Annotated in this window: 26 protein-coding genes, 1 tRNA gene and 1 pseudogene; 17 read left to right on the forward strand and 11 right to left on the reverse strand. The window is 57.7% G+C overall.

Going from position 1 to position 25,903, the window contains the following annotated elements; translation table 11 throughout:
• The first annotated feature begins 6 nt into the window (after nt 1-6).
• The 4 genes from P2081_RS00200 to P2081_RS00215 all read left to right on the forward strand — a co-directional run bounded on the left by P2081_RS00200 (nt 7) and on the right by P2081_RS00215 (nt 2,697).
• Nucleotides 7-312 (forward strand): BufA1 family periplasmic bufferin-type metallophore, encoded by a 306-nt coding sequence (locus P2081_RS00200; protein ID WP_278920869.1) that lies wholly within the window; start codon nt 7-9, stop codon nt 310-312.
• A gap of 165 nt (nt 313-477) precedes the next feature.
• Nucleotides 478-1,371 (forward strand): MNIO family bufferin maturase, encoded by an 894-nt coding sequence (bufB, locus tag P2081_RS00205; RefSeq protein ID WP_278920870.1) that lies wholly within the window; start codon nt 478-480, stop codon nt 1,369-1,371.
• Nucleotides 1,368-2,156, forward strand: a complete 789-nt coding sequence (locus P2081_RS00210) for an HvfC/BufC N-terminal domain-containing protein (RefSeq protein ID WP_278920871.1) — start codon at nt 1,368-1,370, stop codon at nt 2,154-2,156. The genes bufB and P2081_RS00210 overlap by 4 nt, the downstream gene beginning before the upstream one ends.
• A 4-nt stretch (nt 2,157-2,160) precedes the next feature.
• Entirely contained in the window at nt 2,161-2,697 is a 537-nt protein-coding gene (locus P2081_RS00215; RefSeq protein ID WP_278920872.1) for a DoxX family protein, read from the forward strand.
• Between the two features lie 67 nt (nt 2,698-2,764).
• Here the strand turns inward: P2081_RS00215 and P2081_RS00220 are convergent, their stop codons facing one another.
• Entirely contained in the window at nt 2,765-3,082 is a 318-nt protein-coding gene (locus P2081_RS00220; RefSeq protein WP_278920873.1) for an ArsC/Spx/MgsR family protein, read from the reverse strand.
• 223 nt (nt 3,083-3,305) lie between these two features.
• Here P2081_RS00220 and P2081_RS00225 point away from each other — a divergent pair, with 223 nt between their 5' ends.
• Entirely contained in the window at nt 3,306-3,512 is a 207-nt protein-coding gene (locus P2081_RS00225) for a cold-shock protein (protein WP_278920874.1), read from the forward strand.
• Nucleotides 3,513-3,570: 58 nt separating this feature from the next.
• On the opposite strand, the gene P2081_RS00230 is transcribed toward P2081_RS00225, so the two are convergent.
• Both P2081_RS00230 and P2081_RS00235 read right to left on the reverse strand, forming a co-directional pair.
• Nucleotides 3,571-4,059 (reverse strand): dihydrofolate reductase, encoded by a 489-nt coding sequence (locus tag P2081_RS00230; protein WP_278920875.1) that lies wholly within the window; start codon nt 4,057-4,059, stop codon nt 3,571-3,573.
• Between the two features lie 83 nt (nt 4,060-4,142).
• Nucleotides 4,143-4,976 (reverse strand): thymidylate synthase, encoded by an 834-nt coding sequence (locus tag P2081_RS00235; protein WP_278920876.1) that lies wholly within the window; start codon nt 4,974-4,976, stop codon nt 4,143-4,145.
• Between the two features lie 234 nt (nt 4,977-5,210).
• On the opposite strand from P2081_RS00235, the gene P2081_RS00240 reads away from it, so the two are divergent.
• Nucleotides 5,211-5,639 carry a VOC family protein gene (locus P2081_RS00240; RefSeq protein WP_278920877.1) on the forward strand — a complete coding sequence of 143 codons (429 nt, stop codon included), beginning with the start codon at nt 5,211-5,213 and terminating at the stop codon, nt 5,637-5,639.
• Nucleotides 5,640-5,919: 280 nt separating this feature from the next.
• Here P2081_RS00240 and P2081_RS00245 read toward each other — a convergent pair whose 3' ends face one another.
• From P2081_RS00245 to P2081_RS00255, 3 genes are all read right to left on the reverse strand, one after another.
• The gene (locus P2081_RS00245) at nt 5,920-6,417 is read right to left on the reverse strand and encodes a MarR family winged helix-turn-helix transcriptional regulator (RefSeq protein ID WP_232400642.1); all 498 of its coding nucleotides are present in this window, start codon (nt 6,415-6,417) and stop codon (nt 5,920-5,922) included.
• 71 nt (nt 6,418-6,488) lie between these two features.
• Nucleotides 6,489-6,758, reverse strand: coding sequence for an FAD assembly factor SdhE (locus P2081_RS00250; RefSeq protein ID WP_278920878.1), 270 nt, complete (start codon nt 6,756-6,758; stop codon nt 6,489-6,491).
• Between the two features lie 10 nt (nt 6,759-6,768).
• Nucleotides 6,769-7,170, reverse strand: a complete 402-nt coding sequence (locus tag P2081_RS00255; protein ID WP_278920879.1) for a helix-turn-helix domain-containing protein — start codon at nt 7,168-7,170, stop codon at nt 6,769-6,771.
• A gap of 98 nt (nt 7,171-7,268) precedes the next feature.
• On the opposite strand from P2081_RS00255, the gene P2081_RS00260 reads away from it, so the two are divergent.
• On the forward strand, nt 7,269-8,471 hold the full coding sequence (locus tag P2081_RS00260) for a pyridoxal phosphate-dependent aminotransferase (RefSeq protein WP_278920880.1): 1,203 nt from the start codon (nt 7,269-7,271) through the stop codon (nt 8,469-8,471).
• A gap of 18 nt (nt 8,472-8,489) precedes the next feature.
• Entirely contained in the window at nt 8,490-8,906 is a 417-nt protein-coding gene (locus tag P2081_RS00265; protein WP_278920881.1) for a hypothetical protein, read from the forward strand.
• On the opposite strand, the gene P2081_RS00270 is transcribed toward P2081_RS00265, so the two are convergent.
• Both P2081_RS00270 and P2081_RS00275 read right to left on the reverse strand, forming a co-directional pair.
• On the reverse strand, nt 8,903-10,312 hold the full coding sequence (locus P2081_RS00270) for an MATE family efflux transporter (protein ID WP_278920882.1): 1,410 nt from the start codon (nt 10,310-10,312) through the stop codon (nt 8,903-8,905). The two genes, P2081_RS00265 and P2081_RS00270, sit on opposite strands and share 4 nt — an antisense overlap.
• Nucleotides 10,313-10,390: 78 nt before the next feature.
• Nucleotides 10,391-10,999, reverse strand: coding sequence for a carboxymuconolactone decarboxylase family protein (locus tag P2081_RS00275; protein ID WP_278920883.1), 609 nt, complete (start codon nt 10,997-10,999; stop codon nt 10,391-10,393).
• 513 nt (nt 11,000-11,512) lie between these two features.
• On the opposite strand from P2081_RS00275, the gene P2081_RS00280 reads away from it, so the two are divergent.
• The 8 genes and pseudogenes from P2081_RS00280 to P2081_RS00315 all read left to right on the forward strand — a co-directional run.
• Nucleotides 11,513-13,156, forward strand: coding sequence for a BCCT family transporter (locus P2081_RS00280; RefSeq protein ID WP_278920884.1), 1,644 nt, complete (start codon nt 11,513-11,515; stop codon nt 13,154-13,156).
• Nucleotides 13,157-13,336: 180 nt separating this feature from the next.
• Entirely contained in the window at nt 13,337-13,843 is a 507-nt protein-coding gene (gene comD, locus P2081_RS00285; RefSeq protein ID WP_278920885.1) for a sulfopyruvate decarboxylase subunit alpha, read from the forward strand.
• A complete protein-coding gene (comE, locus tag P2081_RS00290; protein ID WP_278920886.1) occupies nt 13,840-14,397 on the forward strand; it encodes a sulfopyruvate decarboxylase subunit beta in 558 nt (185 codons plus the stop codon). The genes comD and comE overlap by 4 nt, the downstream gene beginning before the upstream one ends.
• Nucleotides 14,398-14,684: 287 nt before the next feature.
• On the forward strand, nt 14,685-17,471 hold the full coding sequence (locus tag P2081_RS00295; protein ID WP_278920887.1) for a bifunctional aconitate hydratase 2/2-methylisocitrate dehydratase: 2,787 nt from the start codon (nt 14,685-14,687) through the stop codon (nt 17,469-17,471).
• Between the two features lie 144 nt (nt 17,472-17,615).
• The gene (locus tag P2081_RS00300; protein WP_278920888.1) at nt 17,616-18,776 is read left to right on the forward strand and encodes a fumarylacetoacetate hydrolase family protein; all 1,161 of its coding nucleotides are present in this window, start codon (nt 17,616-17,618) and stop codon (nt 18,774-18,776) included.
• 488 nt (nt 18,777-19,264) lie between these two features.
• Nucleotides 19,265-19,696 (forward strand): nucleoside diphosphate kinase regulator, encoded by a 432-nt coding sequence (gene rnk / locus P2081_RS00305; protein ID WP_278920889.1) that lies wholly within the window; start codon nt 19,265-19,267, stop codon nt 19,694-19,696.
• A 248-nt stretch (nt 19,697-19,944) separates the two neighbouring features.
• Entirely contained in the window at nt 19,945-20,688 is a 744-nt protein-coding gene (locus tag P2081_RS00310) for a pseudouridine synthase (RefSeq protein ID WP_278920890.1), read from the forward strand.
• A gap of 83 nt (nt 20,689-20,771) precedes the next feature.
• A pseudogene (locus P2081_RS00315) lies at nt 20,772-20,990 on the forward strand (tyrosine-type recombinase/integrase); the annotation flags it as partial.
• Between the two features lie 86 nt (nt 20,991-21,076).
• On the opposite strand, the gene P2081_RS00320 reads toward P2081_RS00315, so the two are convergent.
• Both P2081_RS00320 and P2081_RS00325 read right to left on the reverse strand, forming a co-directional pair.
• Nucleotides 21,077-21,151 (reverse strand) — tRNA-Val (locus P2081_RS00320).
• Between the two features lie 143 nt (nt 21,152-21,294).
• Nucleotides 21,295-21,750: an Lrp/AsnC family transcriptional regulator gene (locus tag P2081_RS00325; RefSeq protein WP_278920891.1), complete on the reverse strand. Its 456-nt coding sequence runs from the start codon at nt 21,748-21,750 to the stop codon at nt 21,295-21,297.
• 131 nt (nt 21,751-21,881) lie between these two features.
• Here P2081_RS00325 and P2081_RS00330 point away from each other — a divergent pair, with 131 nt between their 5' ends.
• Nucleotides 21,882-22,934, forward strand: a complete 1,053-nt coding sequence (locus P2081_RS00330; RefSeq protein ID WP_278920892.1) for a Leu/Phe/Val dehydrogenase — start codon at nt 21,882-21,884, stop codon at nt 22,932-22,934.
• Between the two features lie 143 nt (nt 22,935-23,077).
• On the opposite strand, the gene lon is transcribed toward P2081_RS00330, so the two are convergent.
• A complete protein-coding gene (gene lon / locus P2081_RS00335) occupies nt 23,078-25,492 on the reverse strand; it encodes an endopeptidase La (RefSeq protein WP_278920893.1) in 2,415 nt (804 codons plus the stop codon).
• Between the last annotated feature and the right edge of the window lie 411 nt (nt 25,493-25,903).

Raw genomic sequence — 25,903 nt, forward strand, 5'->3', positions numbered from 1 at the left:
TAAGAGATGTCGAACCCATCCAAGTCTCTCGCCGTTGCCGGAGCCATCGCAGCTGCCCTCACCGCGGCCTCCAGCCTGCCTGCAGCGGCTGCAACCAAGGAGAAATGCTATGGCGTCTCGCTTGCCGGTCAGAATGACTGTGCAGCAGGCCCCGGCACCACCTGTGCAGGCACCTCTACTGTCGACTACCAAGGCAACGCGTGGACACTGGTCGATGCCGGCACCTGCGCAGATCTCGACCTGCCCGCCGCGCCCGATGGCACCGAACGCAGTGGTTCTCTGGAACCGCTGGAACGCGATCTGCCGGCCTAAAGGGCTGACCAGACAAGATATCGCCTGACCAACATACAAAAGGGCAGCGCAGGGATGCTGCCCTTTTCACCTAATCCCCCCTTGTCGTGCGAAACGGCCAACCATCTGCCGCTCCCCAAGGACCCGCCCAGGCCCCCTTGCCGCAGCCACAACACGAGCCCCGCCATGACAGCTGCCACCTCCCCAGCCCCGTCCCTCAACGCCCTGCCAGCCGCCCCTGGTGTTGGGTACAAGCCGCAGCATTTTTCCCAAATTCTGGCAGATGCCGCCCCGGTGCAATGGCTAGAGATCCACGCCGAGAATTACATGGGCGAGGGCGGGCGGCCACTGGCGCAACTGCGTCATCTGGCCGAAATATTTCCAATTTCAGTACATGGGGTTGGCCTGTCGATCGGCGGCGAGGCCGCACTGGACACAGCCCACCTGGCCCGGCTGCAACGACTGCTGGCCTGGCTGGAACCCGCCAGCTTTTCCGAACATCTCGCCTGGTCGACCCATGAGGGGCATTTCTACAATGATCTGCTGCCACTGCCCTATACCGGTGCCACGCTAACCCGCGTCTGCGATCATATTGACCAGTTGCAGGCTGCAATTGGTCGGCCGATGCTGCTGGAAAACCCCTCCAGCTACCTCGCTTTTGCCGAGAGCACCTGGTCAGAACCCGAGTTCCTGACAGAGATCAGCCGCCGCACCGGCTGCGGGCTGCTGTTGGATGTGAATAATGTCTTTGTCTCAGCCAATAATCTCGGCTTTTCACCACAGGGCTATATTGATGATTATGCCCTGGAGCGAGTGGGGGAAATTCACCTTGGCGGCCATGACAGCGACACGGATGATCAGGGGCGCCCACTGTTGATCGACAGTCACGGCTGCGCGGTTGTCGATCCGGTCTGGGTGCTGCTGGATTACACTCTGGAACGCACTGGCCCAAAACCCGTACTGATAGAATGGGATACCGATGTGCCCGACTGGCCGCTATTGGCCGCCGAAGCCGAGCGCGCTGCCTTTGCGCTGGGGCATCTTCCCGCCGAAGCCAGCAGACCGGCTGTCCGGGCATGAGCCGCTGCAAGCAAAGCCACGCCCCTGCGGCTATGGTATCCCAAGATGCCTTTGCACGGGCGATGCGGGATGCAAGCCTGCCCATTCCCCTTGGTCTGGTGGATCAGGACGGCGGCCGCGCCGGGCGGCGGTTTTCCGTCTATCGCAACAATATCGCCGTCTCGCTTCGCGAGGCGATGCACAGCGCCTTTCCGGTCATCACAAAACTGTTGGGAACGGAAAACATGAACGGACTGTCGCGGCTTTTCCTACGCGCCCATCCCCCCAGTTCGCCGCTGATGATGTTTTACGGCGCTGAATTTCCAAGTTTCCTTGAGGAGATGCCACAGCTTAGCCATCTCGGCTATCTCCCCGATGTGGCCCGCCTGGAATTGGCCCTGCGCCACGCCTACCACGCAGCCGATGCAACACCAATTGCGCCCGAGATTCTGGCCAACCTGTCAGAAGACGCGCTACTGGCAAGCCGTCTTATCTTTGCCCCAGCCCTGCGGTTGCTGCAATCGCCCTGGCCCATAGAGGCGATCTGGCGCTTTAACACCGAACCGCAGGCCCCTGCCCCCCAGGCCGGGGCGCAGGCGGTGCTGATTACGCGGCCGGAATTTGATCCGGTACCGCATCTGTTATCCACCGCAGGCGCAGTCTGGCTGGACGCCATGCAACAGGGGGCCAGCATTGGTGCCGCACTGCAGCGTGCCACTGCGACAGACGCCGATTTTGATTTGAGCTTGCCGCTGACCCTGCTGTTGCAGGGCGGTGCCATCACCGGACTAGAAAGAAAAAGGTAAAGACATGCACGCAGTTGTCTCGATATATCAGACCCAGGCCGATCGGCTGGATCGGTCTGCGGATTTAATCCTTCCCACCCTGGCACGACTGGTGTTTGTCGCGGTGCTGCTGATTTACTACTGGAATTCAGCCGGGCTTAAGATCGAAGGGTCGATCTTTTCGCCATCGGCCGGGGCCTTTGCGCAGATTTTCCCCAAGGCCGCCGAGGCGGCGCTCTATGATGTTTCGCAGCTGAACCTGCTTCAACGACTGATCATTTTTGCCGGTACGCTGGCGGAATATGTGCTGCCGACGCTGATCTTGCTGGGGCTGATCACCCGCCTTGCGGCGCTTGGCACCCTTGGCTTTATCTGGGTGCAAACCTTGGTGGATGTCACCGGCCACGGGGTTGAGCTGGGCCGTCTGTTCGACAGCAGCATTGGCCTGGTTGACCAACGCCTGATGTGGAGCTTTCTACTGCTGGTCCTGATCGTCAAGGGTGCGGGTCCCCTGTCACTAGATGCATTACTGCGCCGCCTGATCCCCGCCGACCCGAGCTAAGGCCACGAGCAGAACCACACCCCAAAGGCGCCCTGCCCCCGCAGCGGCGCCTTTGGCAAACTTCACCTCAGGCCAGCCCCAGGACTGCCTGGGTGGCTTTGTCCCAGCCAAGGGCCAGTTCTGATCCGGATTGGATCAAGGGGCGCTTCATCAGGGCAGGATGCTGTTGCAGCAGCTCCAGCGGGGCGCTGGCCCGTTCTTCAGCGCTGAGCCCGCGCCAAGTGGTTGAGCGCGTATTCACAAGCCGCTCACCAAACTGCGCCAGGGCTGCTGCCAGAACCTCGGGCGGCACGCCCTCGGCGCGGACATCAACCAATCTGGCATCCGGCAGCTGTTTCATCGCCTTGCGACAGGTGTCGCAGTTTTTCAATCCGTATAGGATCATTGCTCGATCTCTCTTTGGTCGGGGAAAGGATCTATCTTAAGAAGCATGAAACTTACCCACTTGATTTATTTTTTCCACATGCAAAGGTTGCATCCGGGCTCACCTGCAAAGCCATTCGCAGCATTACGCGTATAGGTCGCTGGTATCACAGAGCCCAGATTACCTCTGGATCGGTCCTGGGATCGCACCAGAACAGCGCATAAATTAGAAGGAGGCACGGCAAATGCCAAGTGGCACCGTGAAATGGTTTAACACCAGCAAGGGGTTTGGCTTTATCACACCCAAAGACGGCGGCAGTGACGTTTTTGTTCACATCTCGCAGATCGAACGATCCGGCCTGACTGGGCTCGCAGATAACATGAAGGTCGATTATGAACTGACCGAGGGGCGAGATGGTCGGCAAATGGCAGGCGAAATCCGGCCTGCCTAAGCACCCCCGCGAAGGTTCTAATGCTCCCCAGCCACCGTTGCGACGGCACGCGACAGGCCTAGCCCGTCGTTATGCGGCGCAGGTATTCCACCATGACGCAGGCAGGATCGGCTGGGCGTAGTTTTGTTTCGCCTAGGCGCTGCCAATCCGCCTCGGCAAACTCGGGAAAGAATGTGTCGGGCTCAGCAACTGCCAGATCAACCTCGGTGATCAACAAACGATCTGCCAGGGACAGCATCTCTTGGTAGATCCCGGCACCGCCAATGCCATAGATCCGGCGATAGCCCTGGGCATAGGCCGCTGCCACTGCGCGACTTACACTGTCATGGACCGTGTCAGCGGCAGAAGGGTCAGACGACACAACCAGGTTCAGCCTGTTTTTCAAGGGCTTGACCGGCAGGCTCTGCCATGTGTTACGCCCCATGATCAAGGCGCCACCCAGGGTTTCGCGCTGAAAGGCCTTCAGATCTTCGGGGGCGTGCCAAGGAATGGTATTGTCCTTGCCAATGGCGCCATTGCGGTCGCGGGCAACAATCAGGGTAATCATCGTGCTGGTCTGCCTTGAAGCTGAAGCACCCGGTTAAAACCGGTGCGTGGTATATGGGATGGCGGCAATACCCCGGCGGGCGGTCACACCGCGACGGGGGCTTTGATCCCTGGGTCGGGATCATAGTTCAGCACTTCAAAATCATCATAGGTGAAATCAAAAATAGAGCTGACCGGCCGCTTGATCCGGATCTGCGGCAGGGGCTTGGGCTGGCGCGACAGTTGCAGGGCCACCTGTTCGCGGTGATTGGAATAGATATGCGCATCGCCAAGGGTATGAATGAAATCCCCAGGCTCATAGCCGGTGACATGGGCCAGCATCAGCTGCAACAAGGCATAAGAGGCAATATTGAACGGCACCCCAAGGAACATATCTGCCGAGCGCTGATAAAGCTGCAAATGCAATTTGTTCCCCAGGATACGCACCTGCCACAGGGTATGGCAGGGCGGCAACGCCATATCCGGCACATCACCCGGGTTCCAGGCGGAAACGATCAGGCGGCGGCTGTCGGGGCTGGTCTTGATCATCTGTACCAGATCGGCGATCTGATCGACAGACCCCGCCCTGTAGACGGGCTCATCCCCGGTCGTGCCCGGGATCAGCTCCAGCTTGGGAAAGCGCCGCCATTGATGGCCATAGACCGGCCCGAGATCGCCCTGTTCATCGGCCCATTCATCCCAAATCGAAACCCCGTTGTCCTTGAGGTATTTGATATTCGTATCGCCCGACAGGAACCAAAGCAGCTCATGTATGATCGAGCGCAGATGAAGTTTTTTGGTGGTGACCAGTGGAAACCCATCCTCCAGCGGATAGCGCGCCTGCATGCCAAAACAAGAGATAGTACCAGTGCCGGTGCGGTCGCTGCTAGACACTCCGGTTTCCAGAATTTGCCGCAAGGCCGCGTGATATTGCTGCACAGGGATCCCCTTTTCTGACGCTCATCACTAGATGGGACAGCTATAGCTGCGCCTGTCAGCCAAAGGCAAGTTGATTGGCCTGTCAATGCGGCGCCCCGGTTCCAGCCCCCCTGCGAATCAATCTGTCTTCGCCTATAGTTATGATAGTTTTAGAAAACTACAGCACACCCCCGATTCTGTCAGGTCAAGAACAACTGCAGAAACGGGTGTTCCAACTTGTAAGGATCACCGCATATGGCGCTTACCTATCTGCACGTAATGGTTCGGGTGAAAGACCTGGAAAAATCCATGGCGTTCTACGAACTGCTCGGCCTGCGCGAAACCCGCCGCTATGACAGCGAAAAAGGGCGTTTCACGCTGCTTTATCTGGCGCCTCCGGGTCAGGAAGAAGCCCCGCTGGAGCTGACATACAACTGGGATGGCGATGATGGGCTGCCAAGCGACAGCCGTCATTTTGGCCATTTGGCCTATGGTGTCGATAATATATATGACACCTGCCAGTTCCTGATGGACAATGGGATCACCATCAACCGTCCGCCGCGTGATGGCCATATGGCCTTTATCCGCTCGCCCGACAATATCTCAATCGAGCTGCTGCAAAACGGCGAATCTCTGGAGCCGGCAGAACCCTGGGCCAGCATGGAAAACACTGGCCACTGGTAAGGCCCAGGCCAGGTGCAAAAGCCCCCCATTGCTGCTGCGATTATTGGGTGGCAGTACCTGCGCTATCGCAGATATGAAAACGCACCGCCGGTCCCGTCAGGACCAAGGCGGTGCGTCTTGTGGCGAACCCGAATTCTTCAAGTCTGGACTCAACTGTTTCCCAGCTGATCCGAGGTCGTATCGCGTGTTGAACGGAGCAATTCTTGCGCCTGCCCAATATGACCTTCAGCATGTTGCCATACTGTCTGTGCCATGGGACATGTCGCCCCAAAGCCTGTGTTCAGTAGATATAGCGGATCTGATCCGACCAATACCGTTCCACCCGCTTGAGCGAGCTTGTGATGTCAGCGATGCCTTCGCGGCTGATAACATCCTTGCCTTCCAGGCCGTCGGCGTGGCGTGCAAAGAGGCCCGCAACAATATCGCGGATCTCTCGACCGCGCGGTGTCAGACGAACCCGAACAGAACGACGGTCAATTTCACAGCGCTGATGGTGCATATAGCCCAGCTCAACCAGCTTTTTCAGATTATAGCTGACATTGCTGCCCTGATAATACCCACGGCTCTTGAGTTCACCGGCGGTGACTTCATTGTCGCCGACATTGAACAAGAGCAGTGCCTGCACTGCGTTGATTTCCAGAACGCCGACGCGTTCAAATTCATCCTTGATAACATCCAGCAACAACCGGTGAAGACGTTCCACCAGCGCCAGCGCTTCTAGGTAGCCAGTCATGAACCCTTTGCGGTCCTGCTGGCCAATTGGTAATTCCATGCTCATACGCGTCTCCGACTCGAGTTTGCTCAGGAGATAATGCAGAAAATTTCCCAAAAATGCGTTAAGCTGGTTTTTTATTTAGTTTGATGCGTTTGGGCGACGTGGTTAATCAAATCTGCATAGGGGCTGGGCGGGGTGACCTGGCCGGTCACCCATTGATAAAGATCCTGATCGTTTTCATGCAGAAGCTGATCATAGAGATCCAGCCTCGGGCCATCCATTAAACCCAGATTGGCGTCAGCATAGGCAGTCAAGAGAATGTCCATCTCTTTGATGCCACGACGCATGGAGCGCATTTTCAGGCGCTTCAAACGATGCTCATGACTTTCAGGCGCTTGTGTCATCACCTTGACCTCATGTACTGGCAGCGCTTTGGATCAGCGTGCGCAGTCTCTTTTCCAACCGGGCGGCGCGCTCAGAGCTGCTGCGCATATCATTGCGCAGCGCCCGTAGCTCTTGCAGTATACCGGCAAAATCCCCCACCTCAAGCTCAACGTCGCCAGGCTCGGACATACCTTCCCCCTCGCCGGTCAGCAGCCAGGACATCGATACATTCAGCAGGCCCGAAACCATCGACAGTTTGTTGGCGCGTGGCTCTGACAGATCCTGTTCCCAACCAATCAGGGTGGATTTTTTCACCCCAAGGCGGCGTGCCAGTTGCGCCTGTGTCATGTCGGCGGCTTCGCGGGCGGCGGCCACGCGGTCGCCGAAGGTTGCAGCCTCTGGCCCGAACCAATCCGTTGTTTCGTCAGACATATGCCATCTCCGTTCCGGTCTTTATCAATGTTGCTTGATCGAGATTTGGTGGCACCCTATGACAGTTGCCAAGAACATTCAAACAGGGGCCAGTCGCCATGTCTTTCCTTTCCAAGACCCTCGAGCGCGTAAAACCGTCGCCGACAATCGCGATCACTGCCATGGCAGCAGAACTGAAGGCCGCTGGCCGCGATGTCATCGGGCTGAGCGCCGGTGAACCCGATTTCGACACGCCGCAGAACATCAAGGATGCAGCGGTGGCCGCGATCGCCGCAGGCAAGACAAAATACACCGCCCCGGATGGAATTATCGAGCTGAAACAAGCGATTTGCGACAAGCTTGAGCGCGAGAATGGCCTGTCCTATGAACCGGCCCAGGTTTCCGTCGGCACTGGGGGCAAACAGACGCTGTACAATGCGCTGATGGCCACCCTGAACCCCGGCGACGAGGTGATCATTCCGGCCCCCTACTGGGTCAGCTACCCGGACATGGTGCTCTTGGCGGGCGGCACGCCGGTGCCGGTTGAGGCCAGTCTGGAAACGAATTTCAAACTGACGCCGCAGCAGCTGGAGGCGGCCATCACCCCCCAGACAAAGTGGTTTATCTTCAACTCGCCCTCCAACCCCAGCGGGGCCGGCTATAGCCGCGCCGAGTTGAAGGCGCTGACCGATGTCCTGATGCGCCACCCGCATGTCTGGGTGATGTCGGATGACATGTATGAACATCTGGTTTTTGACGGCTTTGAATTCGCCACCCCCGCCCAGGTGGAACCCGGCCTTTATGAACGTACCCTCACCTGCAATGGGGTCTCAAAGGGCTACGCCATGACCGGCTGGCGCATTGGCTATGCTGCCGGACCGCAGCACCTGATTGCCGCCATGCGCAAGGTACAGTCGCAATCGACCTCCAACCCCTCGTCCATCAGCCAATGGGCCGCGGTTGAGGCATTGAACGGGCCGCAGGACTTTCTTGCAACCAATAACATCGCCTTCAAACGCCGTCGTGATCTGGTGGTCGAAAAACTCAATGCCATCGACGGGGTGACCTGCCCCACCCCTGAAGGTGCGTTCTATGTCTACCCCTCGATCCAGGGATTGATTGGCAAGACCAGCCCAAAGGGCACCGTGATCGAGGATGACAAAGCCTTTGCAACCGCGCTCTTGGCCGAGGCGGATGTGGCGGTGGTCTTTGGGGCGGCCTTTGGCTTGTCGCCCAACTTCCGCGTCAGCTATGCAACCTCGGACGCGGCCCTCACCGAGGCCTGCAGCCGCATCGCGGATTTCTGCGCCTCCCTTACCTAAGTCAAAGGATCCGACCCGATGGCTGCATCGCTGCCCGAGTATTTCTTTCGCATCCGTGAAAACGGTGCTTTTGTGTTTCGGGTTGATACCGAAAACCGGCAGCGGCGCATCGATATGGATCAGATCGCGGCGGTGAACATCCGCAACGGAGAGATCAAACCGCATGGTGGCCGGGCCCTGTCAGACCAGGACCTGGCGGCGATCAAATCCTGGATGACAGAGCGCAGCGCCGTGCTGGCCGCCCGCGACATCGACGATATCAAACGGGCGGTGGATCACCTGAGCCTCACCGCCCATTGGGCCCAGACCAAGGCCAGCCCCGACCAGCTGGAGGCTGTGACCGATGATCTGCTGCTGGCGATGCACGATCTGCGCAGCGTGCTGGTACGCAAGAAGGCGGATCGACTAATGAAACAGGCCCCAAAAGCCGACTAGATGGCGGCGCTCGGCCTGCGGGCCTGTTTGCCTGTCTGCTTGATGGTATGGCGCCAGAACCGCAGCATCAGGAACACCCCGGCAAAGCTGAGCCCCAGCACCAGCCCCGACCAGACCCCGATACCGCCCCAGCCAAAGGTAAAGCCAAAGAGATACGAGGCCGGAACCCCAATCGCCCAATAGCTGAACGCCGCAATCAGCATCGGCCAGTTGGTATCCTGTACGCCGCGCAACAGCCCCAGGGCAACAACCTGCATCCCATCGGTCAGCTGGAACAGCGCCGCCATCGCCAGCAGCCCGGCCCCCACCAGCAGAATTTCAGGCTTGTTGGGATCCTCTGCATCAAGAAACAGCGAAATCAACTGATCCGGCAGCAGCAGAAAGACAGCCATGCCAACAAAGGACATGACCAACGACATCACAATCACCACCCGCGCCCCAAGGGCCATGTGCTCTCGGTCGCCGCGCCCATAGGCATTGCCAGCCCGGATCGTCGCCGCGTTGCTTAGCCCCAGATGTACCATGAAGGTCAGCCCCGCCAGGGTGACCGCCACCCCATGCGCCGCCAGCGGAATGGTCCCAAGCCAGCCCATCATCATCGCCGAGGCGGCAAAGAGGCTGACTTCGCTCAGGTTGGTCAGGCCAATCGGCATGCCCAGCTTGAAGACGCGCGCGAACATCTCCCAATCGGGGCGATGAAAATTCTTCAGGATTTCCTGTTCCGGCAATACCCAAAGCGCATAGGCGCCAACCGCCAGCAAAGATACCGTCTGCGTGGTGATAGAGGCATAGGCCGCACCGGCGATTCCCAGCTCGGGCGCGCCCCAGTTGCCGAAGATCAGCGCATAGTTCACCAGGCCGTTGACCACGGCGGCAAGAATAGTGATCCACAACACGATCTGCGTGCGCTCCAGCGCCGCCAGATAGGATTTGAACACCATGACCAGAAGCGCAGGAAACAGCCCCCACCCCGCCAGTTGCAGATAGGTCGCGGCCGGGCCAGCCACCTCTGGGGGTTGGCCCAGGGTCAGCAAAATGATCTCGGAAAACAGCAAGAGCGGCATCGCCGCCACGCCATAGAGCAGCGACAGCCACAGCCCCATTCGGGTCGCACGGCGAATCTGGCGCTCTTCGCCTGCCCCGGCAGCCGCTGCCACCAGCGGCATCACCGCGATGGCGAATCCCGCGCCCATCAGGAAAAACACAAAGAAGTAGGACCCCGCCAGCGTCACCGCGGCCAGCGCCGCCGCGCCATACCACCCCAACATGACAGAATCCGTCATGCCAATGGCAAATTGCGCCACATGGCCGCCTACCAACGGCAGGCCCAGCACAGAAAGCGCGCGCACATGGCCGCCTGTGTTCATCTTCGGGGTGGATTTAGGGGGCGTCAATTGATCTGTCATGCAGCAGTCTTAGCAGGTACTGCGCCCCCGGCAAGCGCCGTCAGACAGCCACTTTGCCCGCACCGCCCCTGGCCGTGATTATTTATGTCCCCAGTCATCAGGATTGTCGGAATTATTTGGGCTCAACCCCAGCTCATCCCCCTTGGTCGAACAGCCAAGCCCCAGAACCGTACGGTTGGCATAGGCAAAATAGGCACTGACCTGGTTGATCTCCAGGATCTCTCCATCATCATAGCCAACTGCGCGCAGCGCCTCGACATCGCTTTCGACTAGGGAGGCGGGGGCATCGGTCAATTTGCGCGCATAGAGCAACGCCGCCTGCTGCGCCGCATCCAGCGGAGCCTGCGCCGGACTGCGCGCTTCAATCGCGGCGCGAATGGCCAGGCCGCGCTCCTCATCCCTTAGCAGACGCTGCAATCCCGAAAAATGGTGTTCAACGCAATAGCCGCAATTGTTCAGCGACGAGACCCAGACACCTAGAACCTCCAGGAACCATTTGGGAATCTTGTTGCCGCTATGGTGCAGCACGTTCTTGTAAAGCGCCATATGCCCTTCCATCGAATGCGGCCGCAGGGAATGCGCCATCATGATGTTGTCGACATTGTTCCCCGGCCCGGTCACCCGTTGATAGAGTGTCTTCAGTTTGCCGGTCGCCTCTTCGAATGGAACTGTCTTGATCCAGGCCATGGTGCTCTCCTCGCTAAATTTGTCACCAGAAGATAGGGCCACAAAGAAAATAAAAACAACTTCTTAAATCAGTTCATTTCAGCGCACGATTGATCCCGATACGGTGTATTGGCCGGGCAAGAGGGCACCACATCCCCAAGCTGTGCAAAACCTTCAGCGGCGGCATCATCCCCTGCCTGTACGCCCCCGACTGCCACCTGACAATTTCACGGTTTCGACGTCGTCCCCAGGCAACAGGGCCTGCTGCAACAGGCCGCGAAACACGGTGGATTACATGCGCCCCGCCGCACGCCTTTCATATTCGTGCAAAGACACATATAGGACCGCCCACACCAGACGGCGATGCCAGTAGCCCGGGCTGATCCCGGGCGCGCACCGCCCTGCTGGCGCGATTGCGCACAAAACGGTCGCAAGGCGGCGTGTTGCCACGCCTGCCAAATGCGTCTGTCTCTCAAGGCCCTACCCTGCGCGGACGAGGCCCAATTATGAACACTCTCAAGGAGGAGGCACCTGATGTCTGACGACACACCCGAACATGGTATCCCCGCGCCAGAAGGCGTAGCGGATGTCATTGCGACGGACTACGAAATAGGGCAGCACAATGTAGACGGCTCTCTTGGTCCGTTTGGCTATGACATTCACAATCCGGTTTTTGCCATCTCCGGCGCCGCAATTTTGGCCTTTGTCTTCTTCACCCTGGCACTGCCAGAAGAGGCTGAGCAAATCTTCAAAAGCATGTTCAACTTCACCACCAAGAACTTTGACTGGTTCCTGATCGGAGCTGCCGATCTGGTGGTCCTCTTTGCCTTGTGCCTGATCGTCTCTCCCTATGGTAGCGTTCGCCTTGGCGGGTCTAGCGCGCAACCAGACTACACCTATATTGGCTGGTTCTCGATGCTGTTTGCCGCCGGCATGGGCATCGGGCTGATGTTTTATGGGGTTTCCGAACCGCTTTCCCACTTTTCCTCCTCCTTCGGTGGGACCGCAGGCGAAGCAGGCGCACGCACAGACTGGGCGCCGCTTTCCGGGGCGCAGGATGATCGGCAAGAGTCAATCCGCCTGGGCATGGCGGCCACGATCTATCACTGGGGCCTGCACCCCTGGGCGATCTATGCGGTTCTCGGCTTGGCGCTAGCCCTGTTTAGCTACAACAAAGGCCTGCCACTAACGATCCGCTCTGCCTTCTATCCAGTCTTTGGTGAACGGATCTGGGGTTGGCCGGGGCATGTCATCGACATTCTGGCCGTTTTTGCCACATTGTTTGGTCTGGCGACCTCTTTGGGATTTGGTGCAAAACAGGCCAGCGCAGGGCTGAACGAGCTGTTTGGCATACCGATGGGCAGCACAACAGAGGTGGTGCTGGTCACCGGCATTACCGCTATTGCCTTGGTCTCGGTGCTGCGCGGGTTGGATGGCGGGGTCAAGGTCCTGTCTGAAATCAACATGGGGCTGGCAGGTTTATTGGCCCTGTTTACACTGGTGGTAGGGCCTACCGCATTCCTGTTTACATTCTTCTGGGACAGCCTCACGGCCTATGTTGAATACCTACCTGCCCTTGCCAATCCATTTGCACGCGAGGACGTGAACTTTAGCCAGGGCTGGACCTCTTTCTATTGGGCCTGGTGGATCAGCTGGTCACCTTTTGTCGGCATGTTCATCGCCCGTGTCAGCCGCGGTCGGACAGTACGCGAATTCATCGTCTGTGTTTTGCTGATCCCATCGCTGGTCTGTGTCGCCTGGATGTCGATCTTTGGTGGCAACGCCATCTATCAGGTGATCACCGATAACTTCACCGGAGCGCAGAGCGCAGAACTGCCGCGCCAGCTGTTCCAGATGCTCGGAGAGCTGCCCCTGTCGTCTGTGACCTCGTTCATCGGCATTGTTCTGGTGATTGTCTTCTTCGTCACCTCCTCGGACTCTGGCTCGCTGGTGATTGATACCATCACAGCCGGGGGCAAGGTTCACGCCCCGGTGCCACAGCGCGTGTGCTGGTGCATCTTTGAAGGCGCGGTTGCCGTTGCCTTGCTGCTGGGCGGAGGGCTTGCAGCCCTGCAATCCATGGTGATTTCCACCGGCCTGCTGTTCACTGTGGTGCTGCTGGTCATGTGCTATTGCATCTTACGCGGGCTGCGCGATGAGCACGCCGAAAATCAATAGGTACAGGCCTTAGTCAACAACAGGGGGCGGATGCTTGGCTGCAAGTATCCGCCCTTTTTCTATTCAGCAGCCCCGCTGCCAGGCCAATGCCCACAAGGCAGCTGTTGCCAGCTTGGCGGTGTGCAGTGCATATTCGCCGCAGCCCCGCCTGTTAGATCTCCGGCAAAAAGGCCCGCCCCTATGAATATAGACAAACGGATCGCCGATGATCTGGTCGCCAATGATATCTCTTTTGTAACCACCGTGCCCTGCAAACAGCTGGCCGGAGTGATCAAGGAAATCGACCAGCGCGATGATATTTTTCATATCCCAGCCAACAAGGAAGACGAAGGCATGGGCCTGTGTGCGGGCGCCTGGATGGGTGGCAAGCGCCCGGCGATCATCATGCAGAACACCGCCATCGGCGTGACCATAAACACCCTGGCCACCCTGATACAATACTACCGGATGCCGCTGCCCATGCTGATTTCCTATCGCGGTGAACTGCGCGAACCTGTCGCCTGTCAGGTGGAAATGGCGCTGCACACCAAGGCGCTCTTGGCGCAGCTCAATATCCCCACCTATCACTTTCACCAGCAAAGCGACGTGGCAGAGTTCGACACGATCCTGAAATACACCTTCATGTGCAACAAACCCGTGGCAATCCTGACGGATGCCACCTTCTGGGGAGGCTATGGCGATCAATGATCCGGTCTGAAATCCTAACCGAAATCGCACCCATTTTGCGCGACCAGCTGGTGGTCTGCAATATCGGTATCCCCAGTCAGGAACTGCACGCAATCGACGACCAACCAAGCAATTTCTACATGCTTGGCACCATGGGGCTTGCCTCGTCCATTGGTCTGGGCCTGGCGCTGGCGCAACCCAAACCCGTCATCGTGATTGACGGCGATGGCTCGGTGCTGACCAATCTTGGTACCCTGCCCACCATCGGCAACAATGCCCCGGCAAACTACATCCTGATGATCATCGACAATGGCTCATATGGTTCTACCGGGGATCAACCGACCTATACCGGCAAGAAAACCAGCCTGGCAGGCATGGCGCGGGCGGCAGGCTGTGACAACGTGGTTGAGGTGCGCGATCGCCACACAGGCCCGGCGCTCCAACAAGCGCTGGCAGCGCAGCAGGCCACCGTCCTGGTGGTCAAATGTGACAGCGGCAATGCCAAGATGCCGGTAATCACCATGGATCCGGTGGAAATCCGCACCCGTTTCATGCAGGCAGTCGCCCACCGCTGACCACGCGGCAGCGCGGGAACAAATGCCGTAGAAACACCCTGCGGCATTTGTTGCCACCACAGCAAAATCATGCTTAGTCGCGCAGGAAACTTGATGCTGTAACGGCACCTGCATGCTCTGGCTTGGGACAGCACCAATCCCGCGCCGCAGCCGGGCCGATATTGGGCATCTTGCAAAGCAGAACTAAAAAGTATACCACCGCATACAACCAGCTTGTTTCGACTCGCCAGACCTTTCTGACACCCGTCATTCAAGCTATGCGCAACACTCATCGGCGGGACAATAGCATGACCTTGTACACGGACTACCTAGCAGAAATCGAAACACGCAAAGCCCAGGACCTGCACCCAAAGCCCATTGATGACGGCGCGCTTGTGGCAGAGCTGATTACACAGATCAAAGATCCGGCAAACCCCCACCGTGAGGACAGCCTTAAATTCTTTATTTACAACACCCTGCCCGGCACCACTAGCGCTGCCGACAAGAAGGCAAAGTTTCTGAAAGACATCATTCTGGGCGCGGCTGAAGTGGCCGAAATCACCCCTGATTTTGCCTTTGAACTGCTGTCCCACATGAAAGGCGGCCCCTCGGTCGAGGTGCTATTGGATCTGGCACTGGGCACTGATGCAGCCATCGCGCAGCAGGCCGCCGCAGTGCTGAAGACGCAGTTCTTCCTTTATGAGGCCGATACCGATCGGCTGGCCGCCGCGCTGGCTGATGGTAATGCGGTCGCCCGTGACATTCTTGAAAGCTATGCCAAGGCAGAGTTTTTTACCACGCTTCCCGAGATCGAGGAAGAAATCAAAGTTGTCACATATATCGCCGGCGAAGGTGATATTTCCACCGACCTGCTGTCTCCCGGCAACCAGGCGCATTCGCGTTCTGATCGCGAGCTGCATGGCAAGTGCATGATCACGCCAGAGGCCCAGGCCGAAATCGAAGCCCTGAAGGCTGCCCATCCCGATGCCCGCGTGATGCTGATCGCAGAAAAGGGTACCATGGGCGTTGGGTCTTCGCGCATGTCCGGTGTCAACAACGTTGCCCTCTGGACCGGTAAGCCCGCCAGCCCCTATGTGCCATTCGTGAACTATGCCCCCATCGTGGCTGGAACCAACGGCATTTCACCGATCTTCCTGACCACCGTCGGCGTGACCGGCGGCATTGGTATCGACCTGAAGAACTGGGTCAAGAAACTGGACGCAGATGGTAAACCCGTACTGGATGCCAATGGCGACCCGGTGCTGGAACAGAGCTATTCGGTTGAAACCGGCAAGGTGCTGACCATCAACACCAAGACCAAGAAGCTCTATGAAGGCGACAAAGAGCTGGTGGATATCTCCGCCTCGCTGACGCCACAAAAGGCCGAATTCATCAAGGCCGGCGGTTCCTACGCTGTGGTCTTTGGCAAAAAACTACAAACATTTGCCGCCGAGGCCCTGGGCCAGGAGCTGAAATCCGCCTTTGCCCCCTCGAAAGAGATTTCGCATGAAGGCCAGGGCCTGACCGCAGTTGAAAAGATCTTCAACAAAAACGCTCGTGGGCTGACGTCGGATGCGCCACTGCATGCCGGGTCAGATGTACGCGTCAAGGTCAATATCGTGGGGTCACAAGACACCACCGGCCTGATGACCTCACAAGAACTGGAAGCCATGGCCGCGACGGTGATCTCTCCGTCGGTGGATGGCGCCTATCAGTCGGGCTGTCACACCGCGTCGGTCTGGGATCTCAAGGCCCAGGCGAACATCCCCAAGCTGATGAGCTTTATGAACAAATTCGGCCTGATCACTGCACGTGATCCCAAGGGCGAATACCATGCCATGACAGATGTGATCCACAAGGTGCTGAACGACATCACCGTGGATGACTGGGCCATCATCATCGGCGGCGACAGCCACACCCGTATGTCCAAGGGCGTCGCCTTTGGCGCCGACTCCGGCACCGTTGCCCTGGCTCTGGCCACCGGCGAGGCCACAATGCCGATCCCTGAATCCGTCAAGGTGACCTTCAAGGGCACCATGAAAGATCACATGGATTTCCGCGATGTGGTACATGCCACCCAGGCGCAGATGCTCAAGCAGTTTGGCGATAACGTCTTCCAGGGCCGCATCATCGAGGTGCACATCGGAACGCTGCTGGCAGACCAGGCATTTACCTTCACCGACTGGACAGCGGAAATGAAGGCCAAGGCCTCTATCTGCATTTCGCAAGACGAGACGCTGATCGGATCGCTTGAGATCGCGAAAAGCCGGATCCAGATCATGATCGACAAGGGTATGGACAATGCGGCTGGCACCCTGCAGGGGCTGATCGACATTGCAGACAAACGGATTGGCGAGATCAAATCCGGTGAAAAGCCCGCCCTGACCCCCGATGACAACGCCAAGTATTTTGCCGAAGTCGTGGTAGATCTGGACGAAGTGGTCGAACCGATGATCGCTGACCCGGATGTAAACAACGCCGATGTGTCAAAGCGCTATACCCACGACACCATCCGCCCCGTTTCCTACTACGGCGGCAACAAAAAGGTGGATCTTGGCTTTGTTGGCTCCTGCATGGTGCACAAGGGTGATATCAAGATTGTGGCGCAGATGCTCAAGAACCTGGAAAAGGCAGAAGGCAAAGTCACCTTCAACGCGCCTCTGGTTGTTGCAGCCCCGACCTACAACATCGTGGATGAGCTGAAGGCAGAAGGCGATTGGGAAATTCTGCAAAAATACTCTGGCTTTGAATTCGACGATTTCATGCCCAAGAACAACGCCCGGACCGAGTATGAGAACATTCTCTATCTCGAACGCCCCGGCTGTAACCTCTGCATGGGCAACCAGGAAAAAGCGGCCAAGGGTGATACCGTTCTGGCCACCTCGACGCGGCTGTTCCAGGGCCGTGTGGTAGAAGATGCCGCCGAAAAGAAAGGCGAAAGCCTGCTGGCCTCGACCCCGGTTGTTGTGCTGGCGGCCATTCTGGGCCGCACACCAACAATTGACGAATACAAGGCCGCCGTTGAAGGCATTGACCTGACCAAGTTTGCACCACCTCTGGCGATCCCATCCGCCACAAACTCGGCCCACTTCTAAGGCGCGCTTCGCCTAACACACGGCCGATACGGCAAGATCTGAACAGGGCGCAATGATGATCATTGCGCCCTTTTTCTTGGTTAAACAACTCTAGGATGCTAGGCAGGACACCAAAGCGACAAAACCACATTGAAAGCAATGCAAATGCCCCCTTTGGAATTCGGACTGGACCCAAGCGGCCTTTACCTTGGTCGCCTCTGGCGGCCCGGCATTGGACCCTGCCTTGTCACCCTGCGTGAAAAAGAGGTCTGGGATATCACCAGTCCGGCAGCAGCGACGCTCTCGGCGCTGCTGGAAGCAGAGGATATTGCCGCCTATGTCAACGGCGTGAAAGGCACGCGTGTCTGCACCCTGGCAGAGCTGGAGCACAGTACCTGCGCCCGGAACGCGCCGCAGGATCGGCTGCGCCTTCTGGCCCCCTGCGACCTACAGGCGGTCAAGGCTGCCGGCGTCACCTTTGCAAGATCCATGATCGAACGGGTGATCGAGGAACGCGCCGCAGGCGATGCCACCCGCGCCAGTGAAATCCGCACCCAGGTTGCTGATCTTATTGGCGGCTCTCTGAAAGACATCACCCCCGGATCCGAAGCCGCCGCCCGGGTCAAAGCCCTGCTGGAGGCTGAAAACCTATGGTCACAGTATCTGGAGGTAGGGATCGGCCCCGACGCCGAGGTCTTTACCAAGGCGCAGCCGCTTTCTGCTGTCGGCACTGGCGCCGAGATCGGCCTGCATCCTGACTCTGGTTGGAACAACCCCGAACCAGAGATTGTCCTGGCGGTTTCGTCCAATGGCAGGATCTGCGGTGCGACGCTGGGCAATGACGTGAACCTGCGTGATGTCGAGGGGCGATCGGCGCTATTGCTGGGCAAGGCAAAGGACAACAATGCCTCTGCCGCGATCGGCCCTTTCATCCGAATATTTGATCAGGATTTTGACCTGACTGATATCAAACAGGCCGAAATCCTGTTACGGATCAAGGGCGCCGAAGATGGCTTTAGCCTGGAAGAAAGCTGCGCCATGCGCGAAATCAGCCGCCAGCCCGAAAGCATCGTTGCCCAAACCCTGGGGCCGCATCACCAGTATCCAGACGGCCTGATGCTCTATCTGGGCAGCATGTTCGCGCCGATCCAGGACCGCGATGAACCTGGCCAGGGGTTCACCCATAAACTGGGCGATCAGGTAACCATCTCAACCCCGCTGCTCGGAACGCTGTGCAATCGGATCAATCTCTCGAACAAATGCCCCGCCTGGAGCTTTGGCACGGGGGCACTGATGAAAAACCTGGCCAAGCGGCAGCTACTTTAGCCTGCTGCGGCCCTGTTTCCCACCCGCACCGAACAGCCGCATGTGCCCATTCGTTCGCCTCGTCATGGACCAGCAGATAGGCCGGGTGATCTGTCAGCGCGTCCAGGTCTTGCCCAATGCGGTGAATGGGCCCTAAATGCCACAAAAACATTGCGCAATCTAATTTTTGTTATCGAGATTGACTATCGAGCAGGGCATGCCTAGCTCTATAAATATGATGGTGTATGCAAATCATTGCCGGTTCCCTTTGCTAAACCGCCCCCTTCCCCGGGCGGCTTAGGCGCGTCCGCGTCTGCCTAACCTTCCGGGGTATTCCTACAGTCCTGAAACGTGGATCTAGCGATACTATCGCTGGTGGATAGATGACGTTCAGCGTCGAACCTTTCCCACATTGCGACCACCGACGGGCCTATTCTCACAGGGTCGCGCGTTGTTCAAACCCTTGCGACCATTCCGGCACCATTGCTTCCTCTGAAGGAACTCCTCCTATGTTGACCTCGACAGAAACCACCCAAAAACGATCCAAGCGCAAACCTAAAATTGTGATCAGCACAGATGATCTGGCCCACCTCGAAGGGCTGGCTGACGGCATGATGCGACGTCAGCCAGCACTGGCAGACCGGCTACTGGAAGAGCTGGGCCGCGCCCGTATCGTGGCCCCCGCCAGGTTGCGGGACAATATTGTGACGATGGGCAGCAACGTAACCTATCGGGACGAAGTGTCCGGACACGAAAAAACCGTAACGATCGTCTATCCTGAAGAGGCCGATATCACGAACCTTTGTGTTTCGGTCATGACGCCCATCGGTATCGCGCTCCTGGGGCTGTCTGAAGGGAGCAGCTTCTACTGGGACACGCGAGATGATCAGCGGCGGACGTTGACGGTCCTTGAGGTGAGACAACCTCAGCCAAACACGTGAGACTGAAATCTCCGATCAAACTGGTGATTACCTTCCTCAGGCATGACCAATCCAGAGCCATTTAGATGGCGCCTGAAGCCGTCAGCCTGGGGGGGGGGGGCGCCGGTCCACCGACGAGGGCGCGCCCTTCTCGTGTGGTGCCAGGTCCTGTCTCAGCGGTGAATGCAGATGGCCCAAGAGATGATCCAAAAATCTCAAACCGTCACTCTGCAGTCCAAGTCTTAGACTTCCAATTAGGAGCCAAGTTAATGGCTAGGGTTCCAACCTCACGCATCGACAAGCTGCTGTCCTCTATGGGCTACGGCTCGCGCAAAGAAATCGCACGCATAGCCAAGGCCGGCGGCATTATTCTAGACGCAGCCTCACTCTTGGACGTTACCCAACGTATTGCTGTCACTCCGGATTTGCCAACGCGTATGACGATATGCGGCGAGGCTCTCGATCCTCTCGCGCACATGGTTATCCTATTAAACAAACCTATAGGCATGACCTGCTCGCATAAGAATGACGGAGCATTGGTGTATGATATCCTCCCCAAGCGCTGGAGGTCGCGCACTCCTGCGATCTCAACTGTCGGTCGTTTGGACAAACAAACCTCTGGCCTTTTGTTGCTAACGGATGATGGTGATCTGTTGCACCAAGTCATCAGCCCCAAGCGCTTCGTGAAGAAAACTTATCGGGTCAATCTGGCCCGCCCACTCAATGGCACCGAAGGCGATCTGTTTGCCTCTGGGGGCCTGATGTTGGACAGCGAAACCAAGCCACTAGCGCCCGCTGAATTGGAAGTGGTTTCGACAACCGAAGCCTTGCTCAGTATAACCGAGGGCCGATACCACCAAGTGCGCCGCATGTTTGCTGCCACCGGCAACCACGTCGTGGGACTGCACCGCGAGCGCCTAGGCGACCTAGCACTCCCTGATGGCTTGGCACCTCGGGAATGGCGGCTCCTTACTGGAGAAGAGATTGCCCTGATTTTCAATAGAGGGGATTGACCAGAAAGAGCCGCTGATAACGGCTTACAGCCCAAAGCGGCCCCACGGACGCTCCAGGGGCTGCGTCTACAGGAAAGGCGGCATGCGAGAGGGCCAGACTGGAAAACGTAACAGTCCACACGATCCGCCATTCCAGTGCTGTGGCCATGGTTTCAAATGGAGTGACGCTGGAAAAGGTTGCCCAATACCTCGGGCACTCCAACGTGGCGATCACCTGTCAAAGCTATGCCAGATTTGCACCGGATCACCTGCAAGATGCTGCAGAAATTCTGGATTTCACCCAAGTACGACAAGTCAGATGATATCGAGTTAGGTTCAGAGAACCAAGGAACACTTTGTATAAATGACCCACATCCCCGCAGGGAACCATAATTTAAAGGTGGCTGGATGGTGGGTGATAAGAGATTTGAACTCCTGACATCTTCGATGTGAACGAAGCGCTCTACCACTGAGCTAATCACCCTCAAGGCCGGGTATTACCCTTAGCCCAGAGCTGGCGCAAGAGGGCGGTGGAAAGAAATCGCTGCCGCATTTCACTTTCTTTGGTGGTTTCCTAGGCCTGGCTGTCGCCCCCGCACATGCAGATGCGACCCGGCTTTCAGCGCCTTAGAACTGCGGCAGGGCATTGCGGGCAATCATCGTACGCAGGGTAAAGCTGGATCGCGTATTGCGAATACCTGACACCCGCATCAGCCGGGTTTCAAGAAAGCGGTCAAAATCGGTGAGATCCTGCGCCACCACCCGCAACAAGATATCGCGGGTGCCAGTCATCAGGTAGCATTCCATCACCTGGTCAAACTTGCTCACCGCGCGCTCAAAACTCTGCAGGGCATCGGTAGACTGGCTCTCTAGTTCAACCGCCACAAAGATTGTGACAGGCAGGCCAAGCTTGGCCTGATCCACCCGGGCCGAATAGCCGCAGATCACCCCGGCCTGTTCAAGCAGGGCCACACGGCGCGCGCAGGGCGTTGGCGACAGTCCAACCCGCTCTGACAGCTCGGCCATCTTGATCCGCCCCTCGGTCTGCAATATCGCGACGATCTTGCGATCCATAGCGTCCATAGTGATTTCCTCCAAGATTAACCCCGCGAGTAGAGAATAGCACCAACCACCAACACTCAAACAGTCATATTTAGGGAAAAACACCAGCCCCTGCAGGCTAGAATAATGCGTCCCCAGCAGGAGCCAGATACATGACAATCACCGCCCTCCCCTCAACAACACATGAAGAGATCTATCGCGTCGAAGAGCCCACCCTTGGGTTGGTCGGGTTTATTGCCTTGCATTCCACCCAGCTGGGGCCTGCGGCGGGCGGCCTGCGGATGCGCCCCTATGCCAGCGAAGCCGAAGCCCTGGTTGATGTGCAGCGGCTAAGCGAGGGCATGACCTACAAGAACGCCGCTGCGGGCCTGGCGCTTGGTGGCGGCAAAGCGGTTATCATTGGCGATCCGGCGACCGAAAAGACGCCCGCCCTGCTGCGGGCCTTTGCCCGCGCCATTCATAGCCTTGACGGACGCTATTACACCGCCGAAGACATGGGCATGAGCCCTGCCGACATGGCTATTCTGGCGGAAGAAACCCCCTATGTTGCCGGTTTGGCCGAGGGAGACTTTGCCAGTGGCGACCCTTCTCCGATCACCGCACGCGGTATTTTCAATGCCATTTGCACCAGTCAGGCGCATATCAGCGGCAGCAAGGATCTCTCGGCGTTGACGATCGCGGTGCAGGGGCTGGGACATGTCGGCTGGAGCCTGTGCGGGCTGTTGACGCAGGCCGGGGCAAGTCTGGTGGTAACGGATGTGAACCAGGACCAACTGAACAAGGCCCAAAAGGTCTTTGGTGCCAAGACCGTCGCCCCCGATGAAATTTACAGCGTCGAGGCCGATATCTTTGCCCCCTGCGCCATTGGCGGCATTCTGAATGCCAAAACCATTCCGCAGCTGAAAGTTGCGATCGTCTGTGGTGGGGCCAACAACCAACTGGCCAGCCCGGCCGATGCTGTGGCCCTGCATGAAGCCGGTATTCTCTATGCGCCGGACTTTGTCACCAACGGCGGCGGCATCATCAACGTCGCTACCGAAATCGAACAGATCAGTGACCGGGACACCTTTGTCACGGAAAAACTGCGGGCACTGGATGTCACGCTGGAAACCATCCTGGCCCAGGCCAAGGCGACGGATCAAAGCCCCGATGCGGTGGCAATTAGCACCGTCCAGGCCCATATGGCCGCACAGAGCGCCGCCTGATCCGCGCGCGCCAGAAACGCGGTAGCAGCAAGATCGCAACAAAAAAGGGCGACCCTGACGGGCCGCCCTTTCTGTTTGTGTCTTGCGACGCACGCCTGCCCAATTGGCCCCTCGCACATCTGCGATTGATTGGCACGCCTGCCCTAGTGAGCCGGCGCGCCTGATCTACGACCTTCGGTTTCCAGCGCCGCCTTGGCAGCGGCCGCTTCTTCCTCTGCGGCCTCGTCCCATTCAATGGCTTCAGGTTGGCGCACCAAGGCGTATTTCAGAACCTCGGAAACATGGCTGACCGGGATGATTTCCAGCCCTTCCTTCACGTTGTCCGGGATCTCTGGCAGATCCTTGGCGTTTTCCTGCGGGATCAACACGGTCTTGATACCACCGCGCAGCGCCGCCAATAGTTTCTCCTTGAGACCACCAATCGCCAGTGCATTGCCACGCAGGGTGACTTCGCCAGTCATCGCGATATCCTTGCGCACCGGGATCTTTGTCAGCACCGAAACAATCGAGGTCACCATGGCCAAACCTGCAGAAGGGCCATCCTTGGGGGTGGCGCCCTCCGGCACGTGGACGTGAATGTCCCATTTATCGAACTTCGGCGGCTTAATCCCAATCTGGGGCGAGATAGAGCGCACGTAGCTCGACGCCGCTTCAATCGACTCTTTCATCACGTCGCCCAGCTTGCCGGTGGTCTTCATCCGACCTTTGCCCGGCAGGCGCAGCGCTTCGATCGACAAGAGTTCACCGCCAACAGAAGTATAGGCAAGCCCGGTGACAACACCGATCTGATCTTCTTTTTCTGCCAGCCCGTAGCGGTATTTCGCGACGCCAAGGAATTCATCAAGATTTTCAGAGGTAACCTTGACGCTCTCGACCTCTTTTTTGACGATCTTGGTCAATGACTTACGGGCGACCTTTGCGATTTCACGCTCAAGGTTCCGCACCCCGGCTTCGCGGGTGTAAACCCGGATGATATCGTTCAGGGCTTCGTCTGTCAGCTCAAACTCCTTGGCCTTGAGACCATGGTTTTTCACCTGTTTCGAGATCAGATGCTGCTTGGCAATTTCGCGCTTTTCATCCTCGGTATAGCCAGACAGCGGAATGATTTCCATCCGGTCCAGCAGTGGCCCAGGCATGTTGTAGCTGTTCGAGGTGGTCAGGAACATCACATTCGAGAGGTCATATTCGACCTCAAGATAGTGATCCACAAAGGTGGCGTTCTGTTCCGGATCAAGCACTTCCAGCATGGCGCTGGCCGGATCACCCCGGAAATCCTGCCCCATCTTGTCGATTTCATCGAGAAGGATCAGAGGATTCGTTGTCTTGGCCTTTTTCAGCGCCTGAATGATCTTGCCAGGCATCGAGCCGATATAGGTCCGGCGGTGACCGCGAATTTCGGACTCGTCGCGCACGCCACCCAAGGAAATGCGAATGAATTCACGCCCAGTTGCCTTGGCCACCGATTTGCCAAGCGAGGTTTTACCCACGCCAGGGGGACCAACAAGGCAGAGGATCGGGCCTTTCAGCTTGGCCGAACGCTGCTGCACCGCGAGGTATTCAACAATGCGTTCCTTGACCTTTTCAAGACCATAGTGATCCTCATCAAGGATTTTCTCAGCCCGACCCAGGTCTTTCTTGACGCGCGATTTCACGCCCCACGGGATTGCAAGAATCCAGTCAAGATAGTTGCGCACCACGGTAGCCTCGGCCGACATGGGCGACATGTTCTTCAGCTTCTTCAGCTCTGCATCGGCTTTTTCGCGGGCCTCTTTCGACAGCTTGATAGCGGCGATCTTTTCTTCCAGTTCGGCAATTTCGCCAGCCCCTTCTTCGCCATCGCCCAGCTCCTTCTGAATGGCCTTCATTTGCTCATTCAGGTAGTATTCCCGCTGGGTCTTTTCCATCTGCGATTTGACACGGGTCTTGATCTTTTTCTCAACCTGAAGCACCGACATTTCGCCCTGCATCAGGCCGTAGACCTTCTCCAGTCGTTCGCTGATCGAAAGGGTTTCCAACAGTTCCTGCTTGCGATCAACTTCGATCCCGAGATGACCTGCGACCAGATCCGCCAGTTTGGCGGGCTCTGCGGTTTCGCCGACCGCCGTAAGTGCCTCTTCGGGGATGTTCTTGCGCACCTTGGCGTAGCGCTCGAACTCATCGCCCACGGTTCGCACCAGTGCCTCAATGGTGGTGGCATCGCCGGGGATTTCGGTCAGATATTCGGCTCTGGCCTCAAAGTAGTTCTCGTTTTCCAGGAACTCGGTGATCTTGACCCGTGCGTGCCCCTCCACCAGCACCTTTACGGTGCCATCAGGAAGTTTCAGCAGTTGCAGCACATTCGCAAGAACGCCTGTCGGGTAGATGCCATCGGATTGCGGTTCGTCCTCGGCCGGGTCAATCTGGCTGGACAGCAGGATCTGCTTGTCATCGGCCATCACCTCTTCGAGGGCGCGCACAGATTTCTCCCGTCCGACAAACAGCGGCACAATCATATGTGGAAAAACCACAATATCGCGCAGCGGCAGTACAGGGTAGGAGGAATTAAGCGGCTCGTTCATACTTCGTCCTTTACTTAGCAAGTCCACCAGGCCCCATTATCGGCAGCCGCGGCAGTCTCCTCTTTGATGGTTATTATCTGGGAGAGCGGTTAACATTTTTCAACCACAGTGCCTGAAATTTGGGGTCCACATTGCCCGCAGCACCGCCGAACCACAAGAGCGCTTTTGGCAAATGCAGCGCAAATCACCGTATCAGGAACAGAGCCTGTTTTTCAGGCTCTGTTTGCGGGTACAAGCATCAGTAGTCGCACAGCTCAGCCGCGGCCGGGCCTGACCAAAGGTCGCCAAAGTTGACTGCGGACTCACCAGTTGCTTGCCGAAGGCCGCCATGTTCTCGTCGGCAGGGCCATCTTTCAGATGGGTAAGTGCTGCGAAACCGGCCTCTTGCGCCACGCCCACCATGCATGACCC

It is taken from the genome of Pseudophaeobacter profundi (genome assembly GCF_029697505.1).
GTDB lineage: Bacteria > Pseudomonadota > Alphaproteobacteria > Rhodobacterales > Rhodobacteraceae > Pseudophaeobacter > Pseudophaeobacter profundi.

Excerpts from the sequence above, each read along its gene's own strand:
- P2081_RS00200 (WP_278920869.1), top strand. The coding sequence starts at position 7 with ATGTCGAACCCATCCAAGTCTCTCGCCGTTGCCGGAGCCATCGCAGCT.
- bufB (WP_278920870.1), top strand. The coding sequence starts at position 478 with ATGACAGCTGCCACCTCCCCAGCCCCGTCCCTCAACGCCCTGCCAGCC.
- P2081_RS00210 (WP_278920871.1), top strand. The coding sequence starts at position 1,368 with ATGAGCCGCTGCAAGCAAAGCCACGCCCCTGCGGCTATGGTATCCCAA.
- P2081_RS00215 (WP_278920872.1), top strand. The coding sequence starts at position 2,161 with ATGCACGCAGTTGTCTCGATATATCAGACCCAGGCCGATCGGCTGGAT.
- P2081_RS00220 (WP_278920873.1), bottom strand. The coding sequence starts at position 3,082 with ATGATCCTATACGGATTGAAAAACTGCGACACCTGTCGCAAGGCGATG.
- P2081_RS00225 (WP_278920874.1), top strand. The coding sequence starts at position 3,306 with ATGCCAAGTGGCACCGTGAAATGGTTTAACACCAGCAAGGGGTTTGGC.
- P2081_RS00230 (WP_278920875.1), bottom strand. The coding sequence starts at position 4,059 with ATGATTACCCTGATTGTTGCCCGCGACCGCAATGGCGCCATTGGCAAG.
- P2081_RS00240 (WP_278920877.1), top strand. The coding sequence starts at position 5,211 with ATGGCGCTTACCTATCTGCACGTAATGGTTCGGGTGAAAGACCTGGAA.
- P2081_RS00245 (WP_232400642.1), bottom strand. The coding sequence starts at position 6,417 with ATGAGCATGGAATTACCAATTGGCCAGCAGGACCGCAAAGGGTTCATG.
- P2081_RS00250 (WP_278920878.1), bottom strand. The coding sequence starts at position 6,758 with ATGACACAAGCGCCTGAAAGTCATGAGCATCGTTTGAAGCGCCTGAAA.
- P2081_RS00255 (WP_278920879.1), bottom strand. The coding sequence starts at position 7,170 with ATGTCTGACGAAACAACGGATTGGTTCGGGCCAGAGGCTGCAACCTTC.
- P2081_RS00260 (WP_278920880.1), top strand. The coding sequence starts at position 7,269 with ATGTCTTTCCTTTCCAAGACCCTCGAGCGCGTAAAACCGTCGCCGACA.
- P2081_RS00265 (WP_278920881.1), top strand. The coding sequence starts at position 8,490 with ATGGCTGCATCGCTGCCCGAGTATTTCTTTCGCATCCGTGAAAACGGT.
- P2081_RS00270 (WP_278920882.1), bottom strand. The coding sequence starts at position 10,312 with ATGACAGATCAATTGACGCCCCCTAAATCCACCCCGAAGATGAACACA.
- P2081_RS00275 (WP_278920883.1), bottom strand. The coding sequence starts at position 10,999 with ATGGCCTGGATCAAGACAGTTCCATTCGAAGAGGCGACCGGCAAACTG.
- P2081_RS00280 (WP_278920884.1), top strand. The coding sequence starts at position 11,513 with ATGTCTGACGACACACCCGAACATGGTATCCCCGCGCCAGAAGGCGTA.
- comD (WP_278920885.1), top strand. The coding sequence starts at position 13,337 with ATGAATATAGACAAACGGATCGCCGATGATCTGGTCGCCAATGATATC.
- comE (WP_278920886.1), top strand. The coding sequence starts at position 13,840 with ATGATCCGGTCTGAAATCCTAACCGAAATCGCACCCATTTTGCGCGAC.
- P2081_RS00295 (WP_278920887.1), top strand. The coding sequence starts at position 14,685 with ATGACCTTGTACACGGACTACCTAGCAGAAATCGAAACACGCAAAGCC.
- P2081_RS00300 (WP_278920888.1), top strand. The coding sequence starts at position 17,616 with ATGCCCCCTTTGGAATTCGGACTGGACCCAAGCGGCCTTTACCTTGGT.
- rnk (WP_278920889.1), top strand. The coding sequence starts at position 19,265 with ATGTTGACCTCGACAGAAACCACCCAAAAACGATCCAAGCGCAAACCT.
- P2081_RS00310 (WP_278920890.1), top strand. The coding sequence starts at position 19,945 with ATGGCTAGGGTTCCAACCTCACGCATCGACAAGCTGCTGTCCTCTATG.
- P2081_RS00325 (WP_278920891.1), bottom strand. The coding sequence starts at position 21,750 with ATGGACGCTATGGATCGCAAGATCGTCGCGATATTGCAGACCGAGGGG.
- P2081_RS00330 (WP_278920892.1), top strand. The coding sequence starts at position 21,882 with ATGACAATCACCGCCCTCCCCTCAACAACACATGAAGAGATCTATCGC.
- lon (WP_278920893.1), bottom strand. The coding sequence starts at position 25,492 with ATGAACGAGCCGCTTAATTCCTCCTACCCTGTACTGCCGCTGCGCGAT.